The 24,563-nt window shown below is 53.7% G+C and carries 20 protein-coding genes; 11 read left to right on the forward strand and 9 right to left on the reverse strand.

The genetic code is table 11. The features are described from left to right. The first annotated feature begins 11 nt into the window (after window positions 1-11). From nudF to parE, 5 genes are all read left to right on the forward strand, one after another. Entirely contained in the window at window positions 12-647 is a 636-nt protein-coding gene (gene nudF / locus BV494_RS20045) for an ADP-ribose diphosphatase (RefSeq protein ID WP_104924414.1), read from the forward strand. Then, window positions 644-1,069, forward strand: coding sequence for a DUF1249 family protein (locus tag BV494_RS20050; RefSeq protein ID WP_095923552.1), 426 nt, complete (start codon window positions 644-646; stop codon window positions 1,067-1,069). Before nudF ends, BV494_RS20050 begins: the two co-directional genes overlap by 4 nt. A 27-nt stretch (window positions 1,070-1,096) precedes the next feature. Further along, window positions 1,097-1,927, forward strand: coding sequence for a 3',5'-cyclic-AMP phosphodiesterase (cpdA, locus tag BV494_RS20055; RefSeq protein WP_104924415.1), 831 nt, complete (start codon window positions 1,097-1,099; stop codon window positions 1,925-1,927). Next, entirely contained in the window at window positions 1,924-2,505 is a 582-nt protein-coding gene (yqiA, locus tag BV494_RS20060; protein WP_104924416.1) for an esterase YqiA, read from the forward strand. Before cpdA ends, yqiA begins: the two co-directional genes overlap by 4 nt. Before the next feature lie 115 nt (window positions 2,506-2,620). Further along, a complete protein-coding gene (gene parE, locus BV494_RS20065) occupies window positions 2,621-4,516 on the forward strand; it encodes a DNA topoisomerase IV subunit B (RefSeq protein WP_104924417.1) in 1,896 nt (631 codons plus the stop codon). Window positions 4,517-4,599: 83 nt separating this feature from the next. Here parE and BV494_RS20070 read toward each other — a convergent pair whose 3' ends face one another. Beyond that, on the reverse strand, window positions 4,600-4,905 hold the full coding sequence (locus BV494_RS20070; RefSeq protein ID WP_101078426.1) for a putative quinol monooxygenase: 306 nt from the start codon (window positions 4,903-4,905) through the stop codon (window positions 4,600-4,602). A gap of 30 nt (window positions 4,906-4,935) precedes the next feature. Beyond that, the gene (locus BV494_RS20075; RefSeq protein ID WP_104924418.1) at window positions 4,936-5,523 is read right to left on the reverse strand and encodes an NAD(P)H-dependent oxidoreductase; all 588 of its coding nucleotides are present in this window, start codon (window positions 5,521-5,523) and stop codon (window positions 4,936-4,938) included. 323 nt (window positions 5,524-5,846) lie between these two features. Here BV494_RS20075 and parC point away from each other — a divergent pair, with 323 nt between their 5' ends. The 3 genes from parC to ftsP all read left to right on the forward strand — a co-directional run bounded on the left by parC (window position 5,847) and on the right by ftsP (window position 10,634). Beyond that, a complete protein-coding gene (gene parC / locus BV494_RS20080) occupies window positions 5,847-8,120 on the forward strand; it encodes a DNA topoisomerase IV subunit A (protein ID WP_104924419.1) in 2,274 nt (757 codons plus the stop codon). A gap of 218 nt (window positions 8,121-8,338) precedes the next feature. Further along, complete coding sequence (locus BV494_RS20085) at window positions 8,339-9,076, forward strand: 1-acylglycerol-3-phosphate O-acyltransferase (RefSeq protein ID WP_104924420.1); 738 nt, start codon at window positions 8,339-8,341, stop codon at window positions 9,074-9,076. A gap of 142 nt (window positions 9,077-9,218) precedes the next feature. Further along, window positions 9,219-10,634, forward strand: a complete 1,416-nt coding sequence (gene ftsP / locus BV494_RS20090; RefSeq protein WP_104924421.1) for a cell division protein FtsP — start codon at window positions 9,219-9,221, stop codon at window positions 10,632-10,634. A gap of 72 nt (window positions 10,635-10,706) precedes the next feature. On the opposite strand, the gene dkgA is transcribed toward ftsP, so the two are convergent. Both dkgA and ahr read right to left on the reverse strand, forming a co-directional pair. Continuing rightward, window positions 10,707-11,531 (reverse strand): 2,5-didehydrogluconate reductase DkgA, encoded by an 825-nt coding sequence (dkgA, locus tag BV494_RS20095; RefSeq protein WP_104924422.1) that lies wholly within the window; start codon window positions 11,529-11,531, stop codon window positions 10,707-10,709. 135 nt (window positions 11,532-11,666) lie between these two features. Then, window positions 11,667-12,707: an NADPH-dependent aldehyde reductase Ahr gene (ahr, locus tag BV494_RS20100; RefSeq protein WP_104924423.1), complete on the reverse strand. Its 1,041-nt coding sequence runs from the start codon at window positions 12,705-12,707 to the stop codon at window positions 11,667-11,669. A 295-nt stretch (window positions 12,708-13,002) separates the two neighbouring features. On the opposite strand from ahr, the gene BV494_RS20105 reads away from it, so the two are divergent. Then, entirely contained in the window at window positions 13,003-13,938 is a 936-nt protein-coding gene (locus BV494_RS20105) for an AraC family transcriptional regulator (RefSeq protein WP_104924424.1), read from the forward strand. A gap of 9 nt (window positions 13,939-13,947) precedes the next feature. On the opposite strand, the gene BV494_RS20110 is transcribed toward BV494_RS20105, so the two are convergent. Together BV494_RS20110 and metC are read right to left on the reverse strand one after the other, a co-directional pair. Then, window positions 13,948-14,607 (reverse strand): DedA family protein, encoded by a 660-nt coding sequence (locus tag BV494_RS20110; protein WP_104924425.1) that lies wholly within the window; start codon window positions 14,605-14,607, stop codon window positions 13,948-13,950. 215 nt (window positions 14,608-14,822) lie between these two features. Next, the gene (gene metC / locus BV494_RS20115) at window positions 14,823-16,016 is read right to left on the reverse strand and encodes a cystathionine beta-lyase (protein ID WP_104924426.1); all 1,194 of its coding nucleotides are present in this window, start codon (window positions 16,014-16,016) and stop codon (window positions 14,823-14,825) included. Window positions 16,017-16,583: 567 nt separating this feature from the next. Here metC and exbB point away from each other — a divergent pair. Continuing rightward, the gene (exbB, locus tag BV494_RS20120; RefSeq protein WP_226790094.1) at window positions 16,584-17,504 is read left to right on the forward strand and encodes a tol-pal system-associated acyl-CoA thioesterase; all 921 of its coding nucleotides are present in this window, start codon (window positions 16,584-16,586) and stop codon (window positions 17,502-17,504) included. A 9-nt stretch (window positions 17,505-17,513) separates the two neighbouring features. Then, entirely contained in the window at window positions 17,514-17,945 is a 432-nt protein-coding gene (gene exbD, locus BV494_RS20125; RefSeq protein ID WP_104924428.1) for a TonB system transport protein ExbD, read from the forward strand. A gap of 362 nt (window positions 17,946-18,307) precedes the next feature. Here exbD and BV494_RS20135 read toward each other — a convergent pair whose 3' ends face one another. The 3 genes from BV494_RS20135 to BV494_RS20145 are packed head-to-tail and all read right to left on the reverse strand — an operon-like array spanning window position 18,308 to window position 24,359. Further along, on the reverse strand, window positions 18,308-18,598 hold the full coding sequence (locus BV494_RS20135; protein WP_104924430.1) for a hypothetical protein: 291 nt from the start codon (window positions 18,596-18,598) through the stop codon (window positions 18,308-18,310). A gap of 7 nt (window positions 18,599-18,605) precedes the next feature. Then, a complete protein-coding gene (locus BV494_RS20140; protein ID WP_104924431.1) occupies window positions 18,606-22,181 on the reverse strand; it encodes an RHS repeat-associated core domain-containing protein in 3,576 nt (1,191 codons plus the stop codon). Window positions 22,182-22,208: 27 nt separating this feature from the next. After that, entirely contained in the window at window positions 22,209-24,359 is a 2,151-nt protein-coding gene (locus tag BV494_RS20145; RefSeq protein WP_104924432.1) for a type VI secretion system Vgr family protein, read from the reverse strand. Window positions 24,360-24,563 lie beyond the last annotated feature (204 nt).

Genomic DNA, 24,563 nt, shown 5'->3' on the forward strand with positions numbered 1-24,563 from the left:
GAAAACAATCCATGTGTGCATTCAAAAGTTCACCAGTTACTTTCGGTAAAGATGATGTAGAAATTATTGCACGTGAGACGCGATATAAAGGTTTTTTTTCTATTATTGCATATCGGTTTCGTCATCGGCTGTTTAATGGGGAAATGAGCGGCGAAGTGGTGCGCGAAGTTTTCGAACGGGGCCATGCGGCAGTCTTGTTACCTTATGATCCGAAACGCGATGAAGTCGTGCTGATTGAACAGATCCGCATCCCATGTATTGATTCCAGTGATACCCCATGGCTTCTGGAGATGGTCGCCGGTATCATTGAAGAGGGTGAGACAGTCGAAGATGTCGCTCGCCGCGAAGCACTCGAAGAAGCCAATATTGTGGTAAAACGCTGTAAACCGGCTCTGAATTACCTGGCCAGCCCTGGCGGAACCAGCGAGCGTCTTTCTATTCTGGTCGGTGAAGTCGATGCGACGACGGCAGAAGGAATTCACGGTCTGGAAGCAGAAAATGAAGACATCCGGGTACATGTGGTCAGCCGCGAACAGGCTTACCGCTGGGTGGAAGAAGGAGTGATAGACAATGCGGCGTCAGTGATTGCCCTGCAATGGCTGCAGCTACACCATGAATCCTTGAGAAAAGAGTGGGCTCACGAATGATTAAGCGCTATACCCCTGATTTCCCTGAAATGATGAGATTGTGCGAAACCAATTTCGCACAATTGCGCCGTTTGATGCCGCGTACTGATGAGCCCGGTGAAACAGTGACATATCAGGTGAGTAGCGCCACATATTGCCTGACGATCCTCGAATCGACGCGCTATACGTCGCTGGTGGAAATCAAACAGACCGCACCCGCCGTCAGTTACTGGAGCCTGCCTTCACTGACGGTTCGGCTCTATCACGACGCTATGGTGGCCGAAGTGTGTGCGAGTCAGCAGATCTTTCGCTTCAAAGCACGCTATGATTACCCTAACAAAAAGTTGCATCAGCGTGATGAAAAGCATCAAATTAACCAGTTCCTGGCGGACTGGCTGCGTTATTGCCTTGCGCACGGAGCGATGGCAATTCCGGTGTGTTAGACAGACTTCAATAACAAAGGAAACGATTTGGAAAGCCTGTTTAAACTGCCTTTGGTGAATGGGGCCAAAGTCAGAATTCTACAGATTACAGATACCCATCTTTTTGCCGGTGAAGATGAGACACTGCTGGGCGTGAATACGTTTAACAGCTATCGCGCGGTGCTGGACGCTATAAAAGCACAGCAGCGCGACGTCGATATTATCGCGGCAACCGGTGACCTGGCTCAGGATCAGTCAGTGGAAGCCTACCATCAGTTTGCCCGTGGCGTCAGTGAACTGTCGGCTCCCTGCGTCTGGCTGCCCGGCAACCACGATTTCCAGCCTGCTATGGTGAATGCCTTGCAGGACGCCGGGATCAGCCCCTCTAAGCAGGTTCTCCTCGGTGATGACTGGCAGATTATCTTGCTCGACACGCAGGTTTTCGGCGTGCCGCACGGGGAACTGAGCGAGTATCAGTTGGAATGGATGGAACGCTGTCTGAACGCGTACCCTGACCGCTTTACTTTGCTGATGCTTCATCACCATCCGCTGCCTTCTGGTTGTACCTGGCTCGATCAGCACAGCCTGCGGAATGCACACATGCTGGCGAATGTTCTGGTGAATTACCCGAAAGTGAATACGCTTTTGTGCGGCCACATTCATCAGGAGCTCGATCTCGACTGGTACGGACGACGCCTGTACGCCACGCCGTCAACCTGCGTCCAGTTCAAACCGCATTGCACCAATTTCACGATTGATACTGTTGCGCCGGGCTGGCGTTATCTCGATTTGTATCCCGATGGCCGTGTCGAAACCCAGGTTTTCCGTCTGGAAACCAGCGAGTTTCACCCGGACACCGAAGCGGACGGATACGAATGAATACCTTACTTTATCTGCACGGTTTCAACAGCTCACCGAACTCGGCCAAAGCTACGGCGTTCAAAAACTGGCTGGCGCTGCATCATCCTGAAATCGACATGGTGATCCCGCAATTACCGCCTTATCCGGCGGAGGCAGCGGAACAGCTGGAAAATCTTGTGATTCAAAAAGCCGGTAGAAAGCTGGGTATTGTCGGTTCTTCACTGGGCGGGTATTACGCCACCTGGTTGTCGCAATGTTTTTCCGTGCCAGCGGTGGTGGTTAACCCTGCCGTGAAGCCGTATGAGCTGCTGATCGACTTCCTGGGGCAAAACGAGAACCCCTACACCGGGCAGCAATATGTGTTAGAGTCACGCCACGTTTACGATCTGAAAGTCATGCAGATCGAACCGCTGGAGTCGCCGGATTTACTCTGGTTACTGCAACAAACGGGCGATGAAATCCTCGATTACCGTCAGGCTGTAGCGTATTACACTGCTTGTCGTCAGACGGTCGAGCCTGAAGGAAATCATGCATTTGTCGGCTTTGAACGTTATTTTTCGCCGATTGTAGATTTTCTTGAGCTGGCGGCAGACTAACATCGTCAGGGTGACGTTTTCCCCGGATGTTTCGCGTCTGCTTGCTGCCAGTGCTTCCGCCCGCCAAGATACTGTATCGTTAGCCCACAAACCTATGAGCCACGAATAATCAACGATGAGCCAATCAACTTATAACGCGGATTCCATAGAGGTCCTCAGCGGACTCGAACCGGTGCGCCGCCGTCCGGGCATGTATACCGATACCACCCGGCCAAACCACCTCGGCCAGGAAGTTATAGATAACAGCGTCGATGAGGCATTAGCCGGTCACGCAAAGCGTATCGAAGTGATCCTCCACGAAGATCAGTCGCTCGAAGTCATTGATGATGGACGTGGCATGCCGGTGGATATCCACCCGGAAGAAGGCGTGCCAGCCGTTGAGCTGATTTTCTGCCGTCTGCACGCAGGCGGTAAATTCTCCAATAAAAACTACCAGTTTTCCGGCGGCCTCCACGGGGTCGGGATCTCGGTAGTCAACGCCTTATCCACGCGCGTAGAAGTGGCGGTAAAACGCGGCGGCGAAGTGTATGAAATGGCGTTTGAAAATGGTGATAAAGTTGAAGATCTGCACGTCACCGGAACCTGTGGCAAACGTACTACCGGCACCAGCGTACATTTCTGGCCTGACGTCAGTTTCTTCGACAGCCCGCGTTTTTCGGTCAGCCGTCTCAGCCATTTGCTGAAAGCGAAAGCGGTCCTGTGCCCTGGCGCTGAAATTATTTTCAAAGATAAAGTGAATAACACCGAGCAACGCTGGTGTTATGAAGATGGTCTGACCGACTACCTGATGGAAGCGGTTAACGGCCTGATTACCCTGCCTGAAAAAGCGTTCGTCGGCAGCTTTGCCGGTGATACCGAAGCGGTTGACTGGGCGCTGTTGTGGCTGCCGGAAGGTGGCGAGCTGCTGACCGAAAGCTACGTTAACCTGATCCCGACCATGCAAGGCGGCACGCACGTCAACGGTCTGCGTCAGGGCTTGCTGGACGCTATGCGTGAATTCTGTGAATTCCGCAACATCCTGCCGCGCGGCGTGAAATTGTCAGCGGAAGATATCTGGGAGCGCTGTGCCTACGTGCTTTCGGTGAAAATGCAGGATCCGCAATTCGCCGGCCAGACCAAAGAACGCCTGTCTTCACGTCAGTGCGCCGCTTTTGTGTCCGGCGTGGTGAAAGATGCGTTCAGCCTGTGGCTGAACCAGAACGTTCAGGCCGCAGAACAGCTGGCAGAACTGTGCATTTCCAGCGCTCAGCGCCGTCTGCGTGCTGCGAAAAAAGTGGTGCGTAAGAAACTGACCAGCGGCCCTGCGCTGCCGGGTAAACTGGCGGACTGTACGTCGCAAGATCTGAACATGACCGAACTGTTCCTGGTGGAAGGGGATTCCGCAGGCGGTTCTGCCAAACAGGCGCGCGACCGTGAATATCAGGCGATCATGCCGCTGAAAGGTAAGATCCTGAACACGTGGGAAGTTTCTTCCGATGAAGTGCTGGCCTCGCAGGAAGTCCACGATATTTCCGTGGCGATCGGCATTGATCCGGACAGCGAAGATCTGAGTCAGCTGCGTTACGGCAAAGTGTGTATCCTCGCGGATGCGGACTCCGACGGTTTACACATCGCCACGCTGCTGTGTGCGCTGTTTGTCCGCCACTTCCGCTCTCTGGTTCGCGGCGGTCACGTGTATGTGGCGATGCCGCCGTTATACCGTATCGATCTGGGCAAGGAAGTGTTCTATGCGCTGGACGAGCAGGAAAAAGAAGGTGTGCTGGATCAGCTGAAACGCAAGAAAGGCAAGCCGAACGTGCAGCGCTTCAAAGGTCTGGGTGAAATGAACCCGCTGCAACTGCGCGAAACTACGCTCGATCCGAATACCCGTCGTCTGGTGCAACTGACGATTGACGAAAATGATATCGACCAGACGATCAGCATGATGGATATGTTGCTGGCGAAGAAACGATCTGAAGATCGCCGAAACTGGTTACAGGAAAAAGGCGATATTGCCGAACTGGACATTTGATCCTTTCGACCGTACCCCTACAATAAAAAATGCCGGATGCTTTACAGCACCGGCATTTTTTTTGGGTAAAACCTGTCAGAAAATCAGGCTTTCTCAATAATATGGATCACCACATCCTGTACGTCGGCTTTGATGTTTTCGCGGTGTTTATCCATGTGATCGGCCTGCTGATGCGCTTCAAGATGTGCCAAGCTTTCCCAGTCTTCCAGCATGAAAATGGAATCCGGAGCCGTTTTACGCCACGGAACCTGACCGTTGAAATCAACGTAAGGCTCATAGCGGTGACAGCCTTTCTCGGCGAGAACGCTTGGCAGCAGCGCTGTGATTTTCTCCATGACCGAATCGCGACGGCCTGGTTTTACTTTGATTTCAGCAATAACGGTAATCATAAATACCTCTTTCCCGGATGACTTTTTACCTTAGGCCTGCCCGAACACATTTTCAAGGTGGGCGCGGTAGTGGGCAAAATCACGTTCAACATCAGGTTGTTTGATCACGTCATTGCACATGAAGGTCGGCAGGGTATCCAGGCCGATGAACTGGTTTGCTTTGTGCTGCGCCAGATAAACGCCATCGACGCCGACGCCGTGGAAGAACTGCTCTTTATCTTCGAACGCTTCCCGCGGGGCATTCCAGGTGACAGAAAGCATGTAGCATTTTCCCTGTAACAGGCCGCCGGAGCCGTATTTTTTGGATTCATCAGAACGGGAACGACCATCGCTGGCGTACAGTTTGCCGTGGCCTTCGGTGAAGACTTCATCGATGTATTTTTTCAGCGTCCACGGCATACCCATCCACCAGCCCGGTTGCTGATAAATGATGGCGTCGGCCCACAGGTAACTGTCGATTTCGGTTTGTACGTCGTAGCCCTCTTCGAGGACGGTCACGCGCACGTCGTGTCCCGCGTCGCGCAGGAAGCTGCTGGCGACGTCAGTCAGGCTGTTGTTCAACGCGCCTTTTGAGTGGGCAAATGTCTTACCGGCATTGATAATCAGGATATTGCTCATCGTCTTTTCCTTAAATTGAATTCTGTCTGTCAGGCTGTTATCACGTAGTGTACGCAACTCCGCGTGGCGGAAAAATGTGATATTGCGCACAAGACTATTGACTCAGATGCAATAATAAAAAGAAAAAGTGCCTGATTCCGCCATCTGGCGTTCTGAAAAACGCTTAAAAATTCCGCACAAACACAGCAACTGTGACAGCCATGCGGCAGATGATGTACTATCGCGAACATCATTGCCTCGCGGCAACGCCTTCGAGCGGTGGCGGGTGCAAGCTTCCTTAATTTCCAAAACGATAACGCCACGGGTCTGAGGATTACACATCAATGAGCGAAATGACTCATGACGGAACAGAGCGTTTAGCACTGCACACGTTTACCGAGAACGCCTATCTCAAATATTCCATGTACGTCATCATGGACCGCGCGCTGCCATTTATCGGCGACGGGCTGAAGCCGGTACAGCGCCGCATTATTTACGCGATGTCCGAGTTGGGCCTGAGTAATAACGCCAAATTCAAAAAATCTGCCCGTACCGTGGGTGATGTGCTGGGTAAATACCATCCGCACGGTGACAGCGCCTGCTACGAAGCGATGGTGCTGATGGCGCAGCCGTTCTCTTACCGTTATCCGCTGGTTGACGGGCAGGGAAACTGGGGTGCGCCGGATGACCCGAAATCCTTCGCCGCGATGCGTTACACCGAATCGCGCCTGTCGAAATATGCGGAAGTTCTGTTACGCGAATTAGGTCAGGGAACGGTCGACTACGTCCCGAACTTTGACGGTACTATGCAGGAGCCGAAAATGCTGCCTGCGCGCCTGCCGAACATTCTGCTCAACGGGACCACCGGTATTGCCGTCGGTATGGCGACAGATATTCCGCCGCACAACATTCGTGAAGTGGCCGCTGCGGCGATCGCGTTGCTGGAGAAACCAGGCAGTTCTCTCGAAGATTTGCTGGAGTTTGTTCAGGGGCCGGATTTCCCGACCGAAGCTGAGATCATCACGCCGCGCAATGAAATCCGCAAAATGTACGAATCGGGCAAAGGCTCGGTGCGCATGCGTGCGGTCTGGCATAAAGAAGACGGCAGTGCGGTGATCACCGCTTTACCGCATCAGGTTTCCGGTGCGAAGGTGCTGGAACAAATTGCCAACCAGATGCGTGCCAAAAAATTGCCGATGGTTGAAGACTTGCGTGACGAATCGGATCACGAAAACCCGACACGTCTGGTGGTGGTGCCGCGTTCTAACCGTATCGATCTCGATCAGGTCATGAACCATCTGTTCGCGACCACCGATCTTGAACGCAGCTACCGAATCAACATGAATATGATCGGTCTGGATCATCGCCCTCAGGTAAAAGGGCTGCTGGAGATCCTCACCGAATGGCTGGCGTATCGTCGTGATACTGTGCACCGTCGCCTGAGCTTCCGTCTCGATAAAGTGCTGAAACGCCTGCATATCCTGGACGGTTTGCTGGTGGCGTTCCTCAGTATCGACGAAGTCATTCATATCATCCGCACCGAAGATGAACCGAAGCCGGTACTGATGCAGCGCTTTGAACTTTCAGATACGCAGGCTGAAGCGATCCTCGAGTTGAAATTGCGCCATTTGGCAAAACTCGAAGAAACTAAAATTCGCGGCGAGCAGGATGAACTGGCAAAAGAGCGCGATCATCTTCAGGCGCTGCTGGCGTCTGAACGCAAACTCAGTACGCTGATCCGCAAAGAAATTCAGGCCGATGCCGAAACCTTTGGTGACGATCGCCGTTCGCCAATCATCGAACGTGAAGAAGCCAAAGCCATGAGCGAGCACGACTTTGTGCCGTCCGAGCCGGTAACGATCGTGCTTTCCGAATCAGGCTGGGTGCGCAGCGCCAAGGGCCACGATATTGATGCGTCCGGCCTGAGCTACAAAGCGGGCGACAGTTTCCGCGCCGCAGCGAAAGGGAAGAGCAATCAGCCAGTGGTGTTTATGGATTCCACCGGACGCAGTTATGCGCTTGACCCGATGACGCTGCCATCGGCGCGCGGGCAGGGCGAGCCGCTGACCGGTAAACTCACGCCGCCGCCGGGTGCGACCATCGAACACGTTCTGATGGCGCCTGACGATCAGAAATTGCTGATGGCCTCCGATGCCGGTTACGGTTTCGTGTGTACCTTCAGTGATTTAGTCGCGCGCAACCGTGCGGGTAAAGCCATGATTACCCTGCCGGATAACGCCAAAGCGTTTGCGCCGATTGAAATCAACGGCAACGATGACATGCTGCTGTCCATCACCGCCGCAGGCCGTATGCTGCTGTTCCCGGTGGCTGATTTGCCGCAACTGTCGAAAGGTAAAGGTAACAAAATTATTTCCATTCCTTCTGCGCAGGCGGCAAGCGGTGAAGATAAGCTGGAATGGCTGCTGGTTCTGCCGCCGCAAACGTCCGTCACACTGCACGTCGGTAAACGCAAACTGGTTGTTCGCCCGGAAGAGTTGCAGAAATTCCGTGCTGAACGCGGGCGCAAAGGCACGCTTCTGCCACGCGGCCTGCAACGGGTTGATCGCGTTGAAGTCGATGCGCCTGTCCGCGCGCGTGGCGGTGACAGCGAAGAATAAAACGGCTGTTGACCTTATCCAGTCAGGGCACATTTGTGCCCTGAACTCTTTTTAAGGAAATGCAGTGGCCTGAGACTGTTGTGCAGTGCAAAGATTTTACATTTGTATTCATAAAACCGTTGTGCGGCGCTGAATGAGGCTTGAGAATAGTTCTCCGCACAGGGAGCGAAACTGCACAGGTTTCTTACCGGCTTCGGCTGTAGTTTTAAGAGGGTGTTATGTTATTTATTTTGCGTCTGATTATCGTGGTTATTTACTCGATTCTGGTCAGTGTTTTTGGCTCCATTTATTGTCTTTTCAGTCCACGTAACCCGAAACATGTGTCGACGTTCGGCAAGCTGTTTGGTCATCTGGCCCCGGTTTTTGGTCTGACGGTAGAAAAGCGCATTCCCGCTGAAGCAGCGTCGAACGGCAAATGCATCTACATTGCTAATCATCAGAACAACTACGACATGGTGACCGCGTCATCTGTTGTGATGCCAGGTACCGTGACCGTCGGTAAAAAAAGTCTGGCCTGGATCCCGTTCTTTGGTCAGTTGTACTGGCTGACCGGTAACCTGCTGATTGACCGCGATAACCGCGCCAAAGCGCACGGCACAATTGCTCAGGTTGTAGCGCAGATTAAGAAAAAAAATCTGTCGATCTGGATGTTCCCGGAAGGTACCCGCAGCCGTGGCCGTGGCCTGATGCCGTTTAAAACAGGCGCTTTCCATGCCGCTATTGCCGCCGGTGTGCCGATTGTGCCGATTTGCGTATCGAACACCAGTAACAAGGTGAAGCTCAACCGCTGGTCTAACGGACTGGTGATCGTGGAAATGCTGCCACCTATCGATACCACCGGTTACACCAAAGATCGCCTGCGCGAATTGTCCGAACATTGCCGCCAGATCATGGCCGATAAAATCGCCGAGCTGGACGCCGAAGTCGCACAGCGCGAAGCCGCAGCAAAAAAGTAATCGCGTTTTATTCACGCTCCGGTGACGCCGCATTGCAGGTTTCAGAGTCCCTGCAACCCGGCGTCACCGGAGCCGAAATTCTGTTGCCATTGATGGCGATGGTTATTAACACCGCTCTTGATTTTGTTTTCATGGAGAAGATATGTCACTCAGTCGTCGCTCGTTCCTGCAAGCCTCCGGCGTGGCTCTTGCCGCAGGTGCTCTGCCATTCAAAGCAGAAGCGAGTGGTTCGCAACCGGCATTACCCGTTCCCCCGTTGCTGGAATCCCGTCGTGGACAACCCCTGTTTCTGACGTTACAGGCGGCACACTGGTCATTCCTGGGTGGCGCTAAAGCCCCTGTGTGGGGCATCAATGGCATGTATCTTGGCCCGACGGTCAAAGTGCATAACGGTGATGACGTCAAACTTATCTACAGCAACCGGCTGGCCGAACCCGTGTCGATGACCATCAGCGGATTGATGGAACCGGGAACGCTGACCGGCGGCGGTGCACGCATGATGCAGCCGGGCGTTGACTGGTCGCCGGTATTGCCCATCCGTCAGGCCGCTGCTACCTGCTGGTATCACGCCAATACGCCCAACCGCATGGCACCGCACGTCTATAACGGGCTGGCGGGGATGTGGATTGTTGAGGATGAAGTCAGTAAAAATCTGCCGTTGCCCAACCATTACGGCGTTGACGATTTCCCGCTGATCATTCAGGACAAACGTCTGGACGGTTTTGGTGTGCCGCAATATGACACCCCGGCCTCCGGCGGTTTCTTTGGCGATACGATGCTGGTGAACGGCGTGCAAAGCCCGTATGTCGAAGTGTCGCGCGGCTGGGTTCGTTTGCGTTTGCTGAATGCGTCAAATGCGCGTCGTTACGAACTGAGCATGACCGACAACCGTGCATTCCACGTGGTGGCTTCTGACCTCGGCTTCCTGCCTGCGCCGATAACCGTTAAACGTTTGTCGCTCGGGCCGGGTGAACGCCGCGAAGTGCTGGTGGATATGTCGCAGGGCGAAGAAGTGTCGATTACCGCGGGCGATGCGGCGGGCGTGATGGATCGTCTGCGCGGGCTGTTTGAACCGTCGAGCATTCTGGTTTCTACTGTCGTCCTGACGCTCAAACCTACCGGCCTGTTGCCGCTGGTGACCGATAATCTGCCGATGCGTTTACTGGCCGATCAAATCCTGACCGGCAATGTGGTTCGCAGCCGCGACCTGCGCCTTGGCGACAGTCAGCCGGGCATTAATGGCGCGATGTGGGACATCAACCGTCTCGACCTGACGGCGCAGCAAGGGACGTGGGAACGCTGGACCGTACATGCGGATATGCCGCAGACCTTCCACGCCGAAGGCGTATCGTTCCTGGTGAAAAGCGTGAACGGTGCGGCACCGCTGGTGGAAGATGCCGGATTCAAAGATACCGTTTGGGTGGATGGCGATGTGGAGTTGCTGGTATTTTTCAATCAGCCTTCGTATGACCATTTCCCGTTTATCTACCGCAGCGGAACGCTGGAACTTGCCGATCGCGGCTCCGCAGGCAATATGCTGGTTCAGCCGTCGATGTAATGGCAGGGTGAGTTATCATGAAAAATAAAAACCCGCCGCGGCGGGTTTTTTAGTCTTACAGCATCACAAAAATTACAGGTCTTTCGCCGGATCCGGCCCCAGACGCTGACCTTTATCCAGCTTTGTGACTTCCGCCAGTTCTTCCTTCTCCAGCTTGAAATCAAACACGTCGAAGTTTTCGCGGATGCGTTTTGGCGTCACGGATTTTGGGATAACAATCAGCCCGCTGTCCAGATGCCAGCGGATCACGATCTGCGCGGGCGTTTTGTTGTATTTCTCCGCCAGTTTCTGAATCAGAGGCTGATCAAAAACACCTTTACCGCCCTGCGCCAGCGGGCTCCAGGATTCGGTGGCGATGGTGTGCGTGGCGTTCCAGGCGTGTAGCTGGCGCTGTTGCATCAGCGGGTGCAGCTCAACCTGATTCACCACCGGGAAAATGCCGGTTTCATCTTTCAGTTTCTGCAAATGTTCCAGCGGGAAATTACAGACGCCGACGCTTTTCGCCAGCCCCTGTTCTTTCAGTTTTAGCAGCGCTTTCCAGGCATCAACATAATGGCCCTGCGCTGGCTGCGGCCAGTGGATCAGATACAAATCAACGTAATCAGTTCTCAGCTTTTTAAGGCTGGTTTCCAGCGCTTTTGGCGCATTCAGCTGATCGTCATTCCACAGTTTTGTGGTGATGAACAACGCTTCGCGGGGAACGAGATTGGCGGCAAGGGCTTCGCCGACGCCTTCCTCATTTTTGTAAATAGCCGCCGTATCGATGTGACGGTAGCCGGTTTCGATGGCCGTTTTCACCGCGCTGGTGGCTTCCTGATTACTGGCTTTCCATACACCAAGTCCTAACTGAGGCATCAGGTTGCCATCGTGCAGTTTAATGATGGGTTGCGTTGCCATGAGGTTCTCCTATCAGGGCAGAGTGCCCGCCGCAAAGCACGGGCACAGAGTAGGCAAGGCATCAGCCTGACGTTAAGTCTAGTTAACGAAACGTCATCTTGCTGAGCAGGCTACTTATTTTATTGCGAAAAAATGTTACGCGTTCATATCCAGAATGACGCGGTAGCGCGCTTTTCCTTCGTGCAGATGTTCAACTGCGTCGTTAATTTTGCTCAGCGGGAAGTGCTCAACCTGCGGCGTAATCTGGTGACGGGCGCAGAATGCCAGCATGTCTGCCAGGCGTGAAGGTGCGCCGGTCGGTGAGCCGGAAACTTCAGCCTGTTTGCTGATCAGCGCCATCACGTGCAGCGGAACGGCTTCCGGCACGACGCCCACAAAGTGCAGGCGGCCTTTCGGTGCCAGCGTGCCGATAAAGGCGTCCCAGTCGAGCGAGGCGTTGGCGGTGACCATGATGAAATCCAGCTCACCGGCGATTTTCTTCAGCTCATCGCTGTCGCGGGTGGCAACCACGCGGTGCGCGCCGAGTGACAGGGCTTCATCACGTTTTGCCAGAGACGAGGTGAACGCCGTGACTTCGCAGCCCCACGCATTCAGGAAGCGCAACGCCATGTGGCCTAAACCGCCGATCCCGACGACGCCCACGCGGTGGGTTGGCAGAACGCCAAACTGCAACAGCGGGTTAAACACGGTGATGCCGCCGCAGAACAGCGGGCCTGCGCTGGTGACGTCCACGCCTTCAGGAAGCGGGATCGCCCACGCCCAGTGGCTGCGGATACGGTCGGCAAAACCGCCGTGATGACCGATAATCGTGGCTTCAACATCGTGGCAAAGATGCTGGTCGCCGGACATACAAGGGTGGCAGTGCATACAGCTGCCACGGTTCCAGCCCACGCCCACAATCTGGCCGACCTTCAGCCCTTTATTACGCGCATGGTCGCCGATTTTGACAATTTTACCGACCACTTCATGGCCCGGCACAAACGGATATTGGGTGATGCCCCAGTCGTTATTGAGCATCGACAGATCGGAGTGGCAGACGCCGCAGTAATCAATGGCGACTTCAATTTCTTCATCGCCAATCGGGCCGGCGTCGAACTGGAAAGCTTCAAGAGGCTGATTCGGACCGGCAGCGGCCCAGGCGTTAAACGTATTTTCGGCAGCGGTAGGTGCAGACATAATTTTCTCCAGACATTGAGTTTTTAAAAATTAGGGAGTTACTGAGAAATCGGGCCGGTGACAAAAACGTTTGTCACGAACAGCGTATGAAAGGTGCGTTCATACAGACTAGCAGTTCACTGCATTTGTGCAGGAAGATACGCCTGCGGAAAGAGGGGTTAACTGTAAGAGAAAATCGTCGCAAGGAAGATGCACATTCCTGCCAGAGTCTTGCCTGATCCTGCATGTCTCTGTAGAAAGAGAAGAGCCTGTGGCAGAATTGATAACAGTTTAATGTCTATCCGGAGCAGGAATAATGGAAAATGTGGACAGTTTGTGCGCACGTCTGGCGGCAAGAGTGGCATACCTCAGCGGGAGTAAAAACCTCTGTCCGTCGGCAGTGCCGCAGGTCACGCTGATGTACACCACACGCATCCATCCGCGCCAGCCGGTCTTATACAATCCTGGCGTGGTGATCCTCTTTCAGGGCCGCAAAGTCGGTTATCTCGGCAAGAAAACCTTCTCCTACGATCCGCATAATTACCTGATGCTGACCGTTCCGCTGCCGTTCGAATGTGAAACGTTCAGCAGCCCCGAAGAACCGCTGGCTGGGATCCAGATCAGCATTGACACGCTGATGTTGCAGGATTTGCTAATGGACATGGGCGATGAAACCGTGGCGCGTCAGAAAGATTCTTCAACCGGTATCAATTCAGGCGTTCTGGACGATGATATTTTGTGCGCGACCGAACGTCTGCTGAGCGTTATGGATAAACCGCTTCATGCCCGCATTCTGGGGCCTAAGATCATCCGCGAAATCCTGTTCTTTATCCTGACGAGTGAAAACGGCGGCGCGCTTCAGGCATTGGTTAACCGCCATACGCACTTTAGCCAGATTGCCAAATCCCTGCGTCGCATCGAAGCGCAGTATGCGGATAATCTCAGCGTGGAAGCGCTGGCGAATGAAGTAAACATGAGTATTTCGGCGTTTCACCACAACTTCAAAGCGGTGACCAGCACGTCGCCTTTGCAGTATCTGAAAACCTACCGTCTGCACAAAGCACGGATGCTGATGATTTATGACGGCGTGAAAGCCAGCGTGGCGGCGTTGCAGGTGGGATACGAAAGCGCGTCACAGTTCAGCCGGGAGTTTAAGCGCTATTTTGGTGTGACGCCGAGCGATGAAATGGCCCGTCTGCGCGAAGGCAGTTCGGGCGTATTAGTGCTGGCGGATGTGGCCTTTAAAGCGTGATATTTGTGCTCAGAAACGGCATTTGCGTTTCTTCCATATCACCAGTAAAACGCCGGCAAGCCCGATAAACAGCAGCAGAACCGGTAAAATCATCAGCCCCGCCATGACCTGATCTTCATGGCGTTTCACGACCGGAATATGGCTCAGCGCGAAGCCCAGCGAGATCACTACACCGACCCACAAAATCGCGCTCAGCCAGTTAAAGAACTGGAAGCGGGCATTGTTCAGGCCGGAGATCCCTGCAATGGTCGGTAATAATGTGCGGACGAATGCCAGAAAACGGCCAACCAGCAGCGCCGTCAGCCCGTGACGTGCGAACATCTGGTGCGCGCGGTGATGATAATGTGCGGGAAGCTGTAGCAACCAGCCTTTGACCATCTTGGTGTGCCCGAGCCAGCGTCCCTGAATGTAGCTCAGCCAGCAGCCGAGGCTGGCGGCGGTCACCAGAATAATCATGGTTGGAATAAAGCTCATCACGCCTTTGGCAATCAGCGCACCGGTCAGCAGCAGAAGGCTGTCGCCCGGCAGGAAAGAAGCGGGAAGAAGTCCGTTTTCAAGAAATAGCGTCGTGAACAGTACAGCGTAGATAACCCAGAGAAGATTCGGGTCGGCGAGCATACTGAAATCATGCCGCCAGAGTGCATGAAAAATGTCGCAAATAACTGCCATATTCTGTCCTGTTTCTAATCATGAAAAACTGTCGCTTGCCAGTGTACCCAGTATCCCTTGTCCGTATGTTGATCTGAGGCGGCTGTAAAAAGACAAAACACTCCGGCGTTGATTCACCGGAGCTATAGGTAGAGCTTACAGATTATTCTCATTTTGCGAATGAAAATCCGACTGACACCTTACCGATCTGCGCGGTGTGTCGCAATCTCTCCCGCTCAGGCCGCCGCAATTCTTTCGAAAGCGGCTGTCAGGTCGGCGATCAGGTCGTCGCAATTCTCCAGCCCGATGTGAAGACGCACCAGCGTACCGGCAAAATCAACGGTTTCTGCCGGGCGGATCGCCTGAATTTCTTCCGGCTGATTGGCCAGAACCAGCGATTCAAAACCGCCCCAGGAATAGGCCATGCTGAAATGTTCGAAGTGATCGAGATAGTCTGAAAGCTGCTGTTTGCTCAGGCGCTCTTTCAGGATGAACGAGAACAAGCCGCAACTGCCGGTGAAATCACGTTTCCAGAATTCGTGGCCTTTGCTGCCCGCTAGTGCCGGATGGTTCACGGCTTCCACTTCCGGACGTTCCGCCAGCCATTGTGCGATACGAATGCTGCTTTCTTCGTGCTGCTTCAGTCGCACACCCATCGTCCGCAGCCCGCGGCTGGCGACGTAAGCGGTGTCGGCGTCGACCATTTGCCCCATCAGATAAGAGTGCTCGCGCAACTGTTCCCAGCAACGTTCGTTGGACACCGCCGTACCAATCATGGCGTCTGAATGGCCGACGATATATTTGGTCCCGGCCTGAATGGATATGTCGATATCAAACTCCAGCGCTTTGAACAGAATGCCCGCCGCCCAGGTGTTGTCGATCATGATCACCACGTCCGGAGACACGGCGCGCACGGCTTTCACCATCGCCGGGATATCCGGTACTTCCATCGTGATGGAGCCCGGAGATTCGAGAAATACGACTTTGGTGTTGGGCTGCATCAGCGAACCTAACGCCGCACCAATGTCTGCACGGAAATAGGTGGTGGAGACGCCGAGTTTTTTCAGCACTTTTTCGCAGAAATCTTGGGTGGGTTCGTAAGCGGAACCCGCCACCAGAATATGGTCGCCGGTGCCGACAAACGACAACACCGCGTTACTGACGGCCGCCGCGCCGCAAGGATAAAGCGCGCAACCCGCGCCGCCTTCGAGCTCAACCATGGCCTGTTGCAGGGAAAAATGCGTCAGGGTACCGCGACGTCCGTAAAACAGTTCGCCGTTGGCACGGTTGGCGGTGGCGTGCTTTTTATCGGCCACGGTTTCAAACACCAGCGACGAAGCGCGCTGGATCACGGCATTCACTGAACCCTGCGTGTACTTTTTGTCCCGCCCGGCGCTGACCAGCGCGGTTTCGATTTTTTTAGACGACATAATCCGCATTTCACCCTGTTTAACCTTGTCGACCCGCGCTCTGTGGCAGCGGCTGATATGCAATTAACTTAACATGATGAATTTTACGGGTCAGGTTTTTGCCGGTTGGATGAGAAAATTTCAGCCAAAACAAAAGGCCGCCGGCTGCAGGGCGCTTATCCCGGTGGTTATGCATGTCGTCTTCATCGCGAAAACAGACGGCCAGCTAAAACGTTCCTCTCAAAGGTTATGCAATATTTGAGCATTATTCTCATCCTGTAAAAGCTGTAAAGTGCAGATGCTGACTGTTTAACCTTCAGTTTTAACGCTGATGATTTTCTTTGGCTGATTGATTTGCCACGACATTTTTATGAAAAGTGTGACGAGGGTTAAATTGTTCACGCCGTGTCCAAACGGGAAAAACCTTGTCATCTGTCAAGGACACCCGTAGCGGGAAGCGCGACAATGTAAATAATAATGAGAACGACTATCAATTAGGGGTTTTTCTTTGATATCATTCGGCGTTATTCATTCCTTCTACACACTGATTCTGGCTGGAGGCGACGCGTGAAAACGGCTCGCAATAAGATGAAAGAGGCGACCTCACTCCTGATGTCGTTAATGTTGGTTGCTGGTTTAAGCGGCAACGCAATGGCAGCCCCAGCGATGCCTGCGGCACAAGCCGTGACTTCTGCGGCGACTCAACCGGCAACGGCTGACACCCCTGCACCGGCTGATGCGATGCCTGCCCCGTTAATGCAACCTGCGCCGACCGAAGCGACGCCTGTCATTCCAACCGATTTGTCTGTTTTAGGCATGTATCACCACGCTGACGTGGTGGTGAAAACTGTGATGATTGGCCTGCTGCTGGCTTCCGTCGTCACCTGGGCGCTGCTGTTTAGCAAAGGCGCTGAAGTCTTCAGCGGTAAACGCCGCATGCGTCGTGAATTCGATGCGCTGTCTTCCGTGCGTACGCTTGATGAAGCCGCTGAGCAGGCTGAAAGCTTTGCCGCCAGCAGCCTCAGCGCGCAGATGATTCGCGATGCGCAGAACGAACTCGAGCTTTCTGCCGGTTCATCTGACAACAACGGCATCAAAGAGCGTACCGGCTTCCGCCTTGAGCGCCGCGTCGGTGCCGCTGGCCGCTATATGGGCCGTGGCAACGGGATCCTGGCGACCATCGGGGCCATCTCCCCGTTCGTCGGCCTGTTCGGGACTGTCTGGGGCATCATGAACAGCTTTATCGGTATCGCGCAGACGCAGACCACCAACCTTGCGGTCGTCGCACCGGGTATCGCTGAAGCCTTGCTGGCAACCGCTGTCGGCCTGATTGCCGCGATCCCCGCGGTGGTTATCTACAACATTTTCGCCCGTACCATTACGTCTTACCGTCATCAGGTAGGCGATGTGGCGGCGCAGATTATCCTGTTACAGGGCCGTGATCTGGACCTGGCTGCCAGCGAAGGCGATGCGCCACGCGGTCAGACGGGTCAGTTACGCGTAGGGTAAGAACAGATTATGGCTATTCGGTTAAACGACGATATCGACGAAAGCGGTGAAATGCATGACATCAACGTCACGCCTTTTATCGACGTCATGCTGGTGTTACTGATTATCTTCATGGTGGCCGCACCGCTGGCTACCGTCGATGTGCGGGTAGACTTACCGGCCTCGACGGCAAAAGCGCAGCCGCGTCCTGAGAAGCCGATCTTCCTGACGGTGAAATCTGACAAGCAGCTGTTCCTCGGCGATAATCCGGTAAACAGCGACAACCTGACGGCGATGCTCGACCAGCGCACGCAGGGCAACAAGCAGAGTACGATTTTCTTCCGTGCGGATAAGACGGTGGATTACGAAACGCTGATGAGCGTGATGGATAACCTGCGTAAAGCCGGTTACCTGAAAGTCGGTCTGGTTGGTGCAGAACAAACCGGTGCTGCGGCGAAATAAATCCTGACGCCGCAGACGCATAAAAACAGAGAAGGCCAGCATTTGCTGGCCTTCTGCTTTCCTGAAACATTAAAACTCAGGTCACCGGAGCCGGGTTGAATACGGCGAGGGTAAGTGTCGCTGTAGCTCCAGCATCATCTGAAAATTAGCCTAATTGATGGAGGTGTAGTTATATCCTTTTAGTTTTAATTCACCATCCACTATAACGAACAAAAATGTTTCATTTACGTTTCTCTTCGAAAACTCAGAGGTATAAATCAATAGCACTTCGTTATCAGCTATTAGATGATAAATTTTCTTTTTAGAGATGAGTGTGTTTTTTTTGAAAATACCTAAGGTTCATCTCTGATTTTATCTCTCTGTTAATTATATTTTTTAGGGAAAGTACACCCTTTACTCTCAGCCCAGAAGCTAATACCAATAACAACAAGTCCCAACAACGCTCCCCCATATATGCAAAGTAACATTAAGATGGAAAATGCTTTATCTTTAAAAGAAAATACATATCCATACATTTCAAACATACCATCCACGGAATTGAAATTTATGTTGTTTTTTTTGCAAAATCGCCATCCTGAAAAAATCGCTATCGAGATGATTACCACTGCAAAAAAGAAAAAAGAAATTCTAAGTATTTTTATTTCTTCGCACATATAAACCTCAGTAATTTATCGGTCCCGATACACTTGGTGTATATGGGAGATTTATTTCAGGGCCAGCGCCAGCACCAAAACCAATGTATATTTCTGGCCACGTTGATGTTTGCACTACTTCAATACTAAATTCCCCCAACCCCAGTGCAAATCCAGCGCCCACTTTTAAGTCCTTAGCGTCAGGGTCTCTAAACTTTAATCCACATGTTGCCGATGCTCTTAGGCCAACAGCTGCTATTGGTACACTCCATAAAGCAGAGGCACCTGATTTTTCATTAAGTGAGGCAGTAGCTGACAAACCTGTACCCACTGCAACAGTTCCAGTAACTCGACATTCTCCCGTTGCAATTGGGCTGGTTGGAGCTGGTGCCATCGCAGTAGTAATATCTTCTGAAGATGCTCCATTTTGCATTATTGATATAGCTAACGAACCTTTCTCGCCAATCCCCGGTAAATTGACTATTGAACCAACCCCATTTAGTCCACGAGGGTCTATATATTTATTAGGCTTGTTAAAACCGTAACCATATAAATTCCATCCCCCTCTCAACCCAATCGGATCCTGCGTAATATACCGTCCCTGCATCGGGTCGTAATAACGGTGACGGTTGTAATGCAGCCCTGACTCCTCGTCGTAATGCTGGCCCTGCATTCTGATGGACTGACGCAGTTTGTACGGGTTGAAAATATCCACCGCGTTGCCCCAGACGTCCATGACCGCGCTCCATTCCACTTTGCTGGTTTTGTGGTTGATGAGCGCAATGGGTGTGCCGAGGTGGTCGCAGTGATAGAGTTGCAGTTTCAGCGCCTCGCCTTCCGGCATCGGGTCGAGCCACAGCGCCAGGTTTTCGGCTTTCAGGCCGACGGCGTCCAGCCACTGCTGATTGTCGTCGCTGAGACGATTTTTACGGATGTCCTTTTCGATTTCATTCAGCCGCAGATGCAGTTCGGTCGGCAACGCGATGCCGTTTTCCTCTTCGAGCTTTTCCGCCAGCGAGCGGTGGCTGTCCTCCATGCGGGTGTGTTCGGCGCGCAGAAGCGGGACGAAGCTGTTCGGGTGATAAATCGTGTGCAGCTGGGTGTCGCGATTTTCGGTCAGCACCAGACGGTCGCCGTCCCAGCCGAACCAGATATTCTGGGTTTCTGTTTCGCCGGATTGCGGATTGATGTGCGTGACGCGCTTGCAGACGCGCCGCCCGAGCGGGTCACAGATATAGCGCGCCTGCGTCTGAATCAGGCCGTCTTCTTCTGTCGTGAAACGGGTCAGCCGGTGCGCCTGGTCATAGGAGAAGTGGCTGATGGCCCCGCGCGGTGCTTCCCGCCAGCCGGCGCGGTACGGGCGTTTTTCCGTCAGGTTGCCAAACTTGTCGTGTTCATAAATGTACCGCTCATCGCGCTGGATGCGGTTGTGATACCAGACCGGCAGCGTGTCAGCCAGCGGCGTGTTCAGGTCGGGGTGTGTGCAGTTGCGGTTGCCGGCGGCATCGGTGAAGGTGGCGAGAAAGCCGTCCGGCGAACTGACGCTGTTCAGACGCCCGGCTGGCGTGTAAGCATAGTGATGGTCGCCGAGGCCGGTGGTCATCTGCGTCATCTGACCGGCGGCGTTGTACTGATAACTCTGCACGCGCCCGTCGAAACCGACCTCCTGAATCAGCCGGTCCATGACGTCGTAGCTGAATTTCGTGTCAGCGCCGTTTTCGTTAACCAGCCGCATCAGCCTGCCCGCGCTGTCGAATTCAGTCTGACGGGTCAGCCCGCCTTCGTTCTGTGCGGTTGGATTGCCGCGCTCATCGTAGGTTTGCGTGCTCTGGCTGCCGTCCGGTCGGGTGACGGCGATGACGTCTCCGGCGGCGTTATATTCCCAAACCGTTTTCCCGCCCGCGCTGTCCTCACGCGAAATCCGACGTCCGCGCGCATCGTACGCAAAGCGGGTTTTCATTCCTTCTTCGTGCTGGATTTCGACCGGCTGACCGTCGCGGTTATAGCGGTATGACGTCTTAAACCCGGAGCAGTCAGTGAAGGCAATCAGCAAGCCGGCCGCGTTCCATTCCAGCGTCTGACGCCCGCCTGCCGCGTCTTCGGTGGCGCACGGCTGCGCGCTTTTATCGTCTGCGTAATGATAGCGACGGGTCTGGTGCAGGGCGTCAGTCTCGGCTATCAGGCGCCCAAACGCATCATATTCCTGGCTCACGCGGCGTCCGTCCGGCGCGGTGCTGCAAACCAGCTGCCCTTGTTTGTTGTAGTTGAACTGGCTGCGCTTTTCGCCGCCCGGATGCAGAATCGCGCCCAGCGTGCCATTGGCCGGGTTGATATGAAATTCGGTGGTGCGCCCGGAAATGTCGGTTTGCGATATCAGCTGGCCGCGGTTATTGAACGCGCTTTGCGTGCAGTTGCAGTCGGCCTGTTCGAGTCTGACTACGCGGCGCAGACCCTGCTCGCCCTCGAAGTGATAGACGCGTAAGCGTCCAAGGCTGTCGGTGACGCGGGTCTGGTTTTTGCTGTATTCAAATTCGTAAGACAGGCCGCCGGGATTGACCTGCGAAATGACTTTTCCGAAGGCGTCGTACACGTAATTCGTGGCAGGGCGTCCGGCGTAGCGGTGGGCAATCATCAGACCGGTGTTTTCGCTATGCCAGTCAAACTGCCGGACAATTTCGCCCGCGCGGTCATACACGGTTTTCAGCTCACCGCGCGCGGTGTAGTCGTAGCGCACCAGCGGTCTGGTCGGTAAATCCGGAAAGGCTAAATCCTTCGTCAGCCAGACGGCGGAAAGCCGCACGCCGTTATCCTCACCCCAGCCGGTGTTCAGCGCGGGTTTGAAGTCCGGCAGCGTCATCAGTTCAAGGCGAAAACGCCGCCCGACGCTGTCAGTGACGCCGGTGATTTGCCCGGCGAATTCGCCTTCGGCGTCGCGATGATAATTAAGCTGATTGCCGAAACGGTCGGTCAGCCCGAGCAGTAACCGGCTGGCAGGCAACGGGCGCGGCAGCACGTCTTCCGCAGTTTCGGGCAGTTGCACGCAGCCTAAAATCCACCACGGCCCGGTGGCGTCATTAGCGACAAAATAGTAATGCGGGCTGTTGCGGAGTTCGTCCGGTAACACCTGCCAGAGCTTGCTGAGCGGATGCGCCCCGGTTTGTTTATCCACACCGCCGCGCGCCAGCCAGAGATTTTCGCTGTGGCTGAACACAATCTGCCCCGGCGGCAGGTGATGAAAATGAATGCTCCGCCCGGCATTGTCGTTAAGGATGAGTTCATCGGTGCGGATTTGCAGGCGGATATCTGCCGCCGCAGCCCAGCCGGGGCCGAACATTCCGACGGGCGCAGGCGTATCGGTTTTATAACTGCTGTAGCTGCGAGAAAGGACAAAAGGCAAAGAAGCGGGCATTGCGATATCGGTCTCGCCGGGAAGGACTTTGGCGCCGAGGGACGGGTTAACGGGGCTGCCTACCACCACACCGCCGGGGCAAACCGAGCAAGCCACGCCGGTCGGTGCACCAATCATCACGCCCGGCGAGCCCTGAACAATCGGGCCGCCGATGGCGGTATTATCGAACTGCCGTGCGGCAGGAAATCCGGTCATGAATTAAGTCCTTTTAGTAGTAAAATCCTAGACGAACGGAGGAGTAGAGCCATTTCTCGGCGTGTTATCGCCAGAGTCTGTTGGGGTTTGCGGCGGCTGTTCCGTCAGGCCGCAGTTGATATTGATGACCGCCGAGTCGCTGTTGACCATCAATACTCCCTGCATGTGCAATTTTGTACCGGAGAGGAAGATGCTGCCATCTTTGGTGAGCACGATTTTGGCGCTGCCGCAGCCGAGCTCCAGATGGTCGCCAGCCGTGTAAATAGCGACTTTGCCGGCGCTTTCCGTTTTACGCTCGCCGACGTTGATCGACATTTTTTGGCCGACGGTAATCCCGTAACTTTTCCCCACCATCAGCGTTTTGGCGATACCGATTTGCGAGCCCTGAGTCATTGCGACGGTCGTGTTCATAATGCCGCCCACGCTGACCTGATAGGCCATCCCAACGGACAAAGTACTGATGACACCCACCGATTCTGTTTTAAAGACGCCGATAGTTTCGGACTGGTTCTGACCGATCTTGACGACCTGATTCGCGGTAATGGTTTCAATCTGATTGGCACCGACAGTCTGGATCTGGTTTTTGGCAATGGTAACCGCCTGATTACCGCCCACATTTTCTGTATGGTTTGCCACCACATCCGTCATCCGGTTGTTCAGTACTTCTGTCTTCATGTCCTTCTGAGCGTGCATAGACAGCAATTCGTTACCTGTCGCATCCTCAAACATCAGCTCATTGAAGCCACTGCCTTTATAGGTCTGGGAGCGGATCGCCATCTGCGTTTTGGTGCCCGGTAAGCTACCCGGTGAACGGTTGCTGGCATGGTAGGTTCGGCCGGTAATGATTGGCTGATCCGGATCGCCGTTGAGGAAGTCGACAATGACCTCTTGCCCGATACGGGGGATGGCGATATTGCCAAATCCGGTGCCTGCCCATGCCTGTGAGACACGTATCCAGCATGAGCTGCCGTCATCAGCTTTGTTATAGCGATCCCAGGCAAATTTCACCCGTACGCGGCCATGTTCATCACAAAAAATCTCCTCTCCTGGCGGACCGGTAACGATGGCAATTTGCGGACCATCGATGCGTGGTTTCGCGAGTGGGGCGGGTCGCCAGGTTGTTGAGGCAGTGATCACTTCGAATTTATTGCTCAGGGTCGTCCCCTGGCCCTCGCTGCCAATAAGGGCCTGCGGCTGGTGACCGTGCATTTCAGTGGTAACGACCTGCCATTTGGCATTCAGATCTTCGCGGGGATGATCTGTCAGGGAGAAGCAAACGCCCGGTTGCAATTGCGGCGTATTACTGTTGCCCACGACCACATCGGCATTGTTACGCCAGCCTTCAATCTGATAACGGGAAAAATCCTCGCCGTGCTGCTCATCTTTGAAGCGTCCCGGATAATCAAAAATTTCATACATGCCGCGCTGATATTTTAGTGCTGAAGGCTCCTCCTGATAACGGGCTGCCCAATTGGGGGCAGTGAACGTGTAATCCTGGGTAGTGACCTGAGAAGGTCTGATTTGCGCACTACGGCGGAAATTGTTAATGCAATAGGTTTCAGCCTCGGAGGCTGCATTGGGGTTGTAAGGCAATTTCCCCACACTACTCAGCACGCTGCAGCTATCTGAAAAGGTAAGTTTTTGAACGCCAGATTGAAGAGATTCTTCTTCGTAAAAAAATATTCCTTCCTCTGCGACCAGACGGGAAATGAAATCGAAATCACTCTCCATAAACTGAACGCAAAATTCGCGACGTCCATGGGCTGATCCAAAAAGAGTGTCGTGCTTAGGGATACCCATTTCTTCAAGCAACGGCCTGATAATGGTCGCGACATCTTCATTCTGAAAACTCCGGCAGTTACGACGATGCGTGCTGCGCCAGAATTCGGGACGAAGGATCATTCGATAAAGTGTCTGATGTTTGCCGGTATCGCCTTGCTCGCAGAACACAACAATTCCGCGTACCCGGCGTTTTATTTCTTCACCTTGCCAGATAGTGAGCGTCGCTTTCTCGTCCAGTACCTTTTCGAACCCGATAGCCGGGTCGGTGCTGGCCAGTGTCAGACGCAGAGTGAAGAGCTCTGAATACGACTGGGAAAGCTCAAAGTTGACTACGGCGAAAGTATTCTCAGGCGTGCTGCCTGCTGTGAAGGTAAAACGGGTGCCATTAGCCGGCATGATGTTAGTCCTTTAACTGAGTGAATCATTGACAGGATGATAGAGTTTTTAAATATTCATAATTTTAATAAATGTAATTAAATCAATGAATTATTATTGACTCAGCAAAGGTAGACTTGTCGGGTGGGAGCAACCGAGAGGGAGATCACAAAGGGATAAAGAGTTCTGGAAGATTGATGTTTTGAAAGACAATAAAATTTCACC

The sequence above is a fragment of the Rahnella sikkimica genome, assembly GCF_002951615.1.
Classification (GTDB): Bacteria; Pseudomonadota; Gammaproteobacteria; order Enterobacterales; family Enterobacteriaceae; genus Rahnella; species Rahnella sikkimica.

What these genes read in the sequence shown, in the direction of transcription:
- BV494_RS20140 (WP_104924431.1), bottom strand. Translation starts at nt 22,181, where the DNA reads ATGACCGGATTTCCTGCCGCACGGCAGTTCGATAATACCGCCATCGGC.
- ahr (WP_104924423.1), bottom strand. Translation starts at nt 12,707, where the DNA reads ATGTCTGCACCTACCGCTGCCGAAAATACGTTTAACGCCTGGGCCGCT.
- exbD (WP_104924428.1), top strand. Translation starts at nt 17,514, where the DNA reads ATGGCTATTCGGTTAAACGACGATATCGACGAAAGCGGTGAAATGCAT.
- nudF (WP_104924414.1), top strand. Translation starts at nt 12, where the DNA reads ATGTGTGCATTCAAAAGTTCACCAGTTACTTTCGGTAAAGATGATGTA.
- exbB (WP_226790094.1), top strand. Translation starts at nt 16,584, where the DNA reads ATGAAAGAGGCGACCTCACTCCTGATGTCGTTAATGTTGGTTGCTGGT.
- BV494_RS20110 (WP_104924425.1), bottom strand. Translation starts at nt 14,607, where the DNA reads ATGGCAGTTATTTGCGACATTTTTCATGCACTCTGGCGGCATGATTTC.
- metC (WP_104924426.1), bottom strand. Translation starts at nt 16,016, where the DNA reads ATGTCGTCTAAAAAAATCGAAACCGCGCTGGTCAGCGCCGGGCGGGAC.
- BV494_RS20075 (WP_104924418.1), bottom strand. Translation starts at nt 5,523, where the DNA reads ATGAGCAATATCCTGATTATCAATGCCGGTAAGACATTTGCCCACTCA.
- BV494_RS20145 (WP_104924432.1), bottom strand. Translation starts at nt 24,359, where the DNA reads ATGCCGGCTAATGGCACCCGTTTTACCTTCACAGCAGGCAGCACGCCT.
- BV494_RS20085 (WP_104924420.1), top strand. Translation starts at nt 8,339, where the DNA reads ATGTTATTTATTTTGCGTCTGATTATCGTGGTTATTTACTCGATTCTG.
- BV494_RS20050 (WP_095923552.1), top strand. Translation starts at nt 644, where the DNA reads ATGATTAAGCGCTATACCCCTGATTTCCCTGAAATGATGAGATTGTGC.
- BV494_RS20070 (WP_101078426.1), bottom strand. Translation starts at nt 4,905, where the DNA reads ATGATTACCGTTATTGCTGAAATCAAAGTAAAACCAGGCCGTCGCGAT.
- BV494_RS20105 (WP_104924424.1), top strand. Translation starts at nt 13,003, where the DNA reads ATGGAAAATGTGGACAGTTTGTGCGCACGTCTGGCGGCAAGAGTGGCA.
- yqiA (WP_104924416.1), top strand. Translation starts at nt 1,924, where the DNA reads ATGAATACCTTACTTTATCTGCACGGTTTCAACAGCTCACCGAACTCG.
- parC (WP_104924419.1), top strand. Translation starts at nt 5,847, where the DNA reads ATGAGCGAAATGACTCATGACGGAACAGAGCGTTTAGCACTGCACACG.
- ftsP (WP_104924421.1), top strand. Translation starts at nt 9,219, where the DNA reads ATGTCACTCAGTCGTCGCTCGTTCCTGCAAGCCTCCGGCGTGGCTCTT.
- BV494_RS20135 (WP_104924430.1), bottom strand. Translation starts at nt 18,598, where the DNA reads ATGTGCGAAGAAATAAAAATACTTAGAATTTCTTTTTTCTTTTTTGCA.
- dkgA (WP_104924422.1), bottom strand. Translation starts at nt 11,531, where the DNA reads ATGGCAACGCAACCCATCATTAAACTGCACGATGGCAACCTGATGCCT.
- parE (WP_104924417.1), top strand. Translation starts at nt 2,621, where the DNA reads ATGAGCCAATCAACTTATAACGCGGATTCCATAGAGGTCCTCAGCGGA.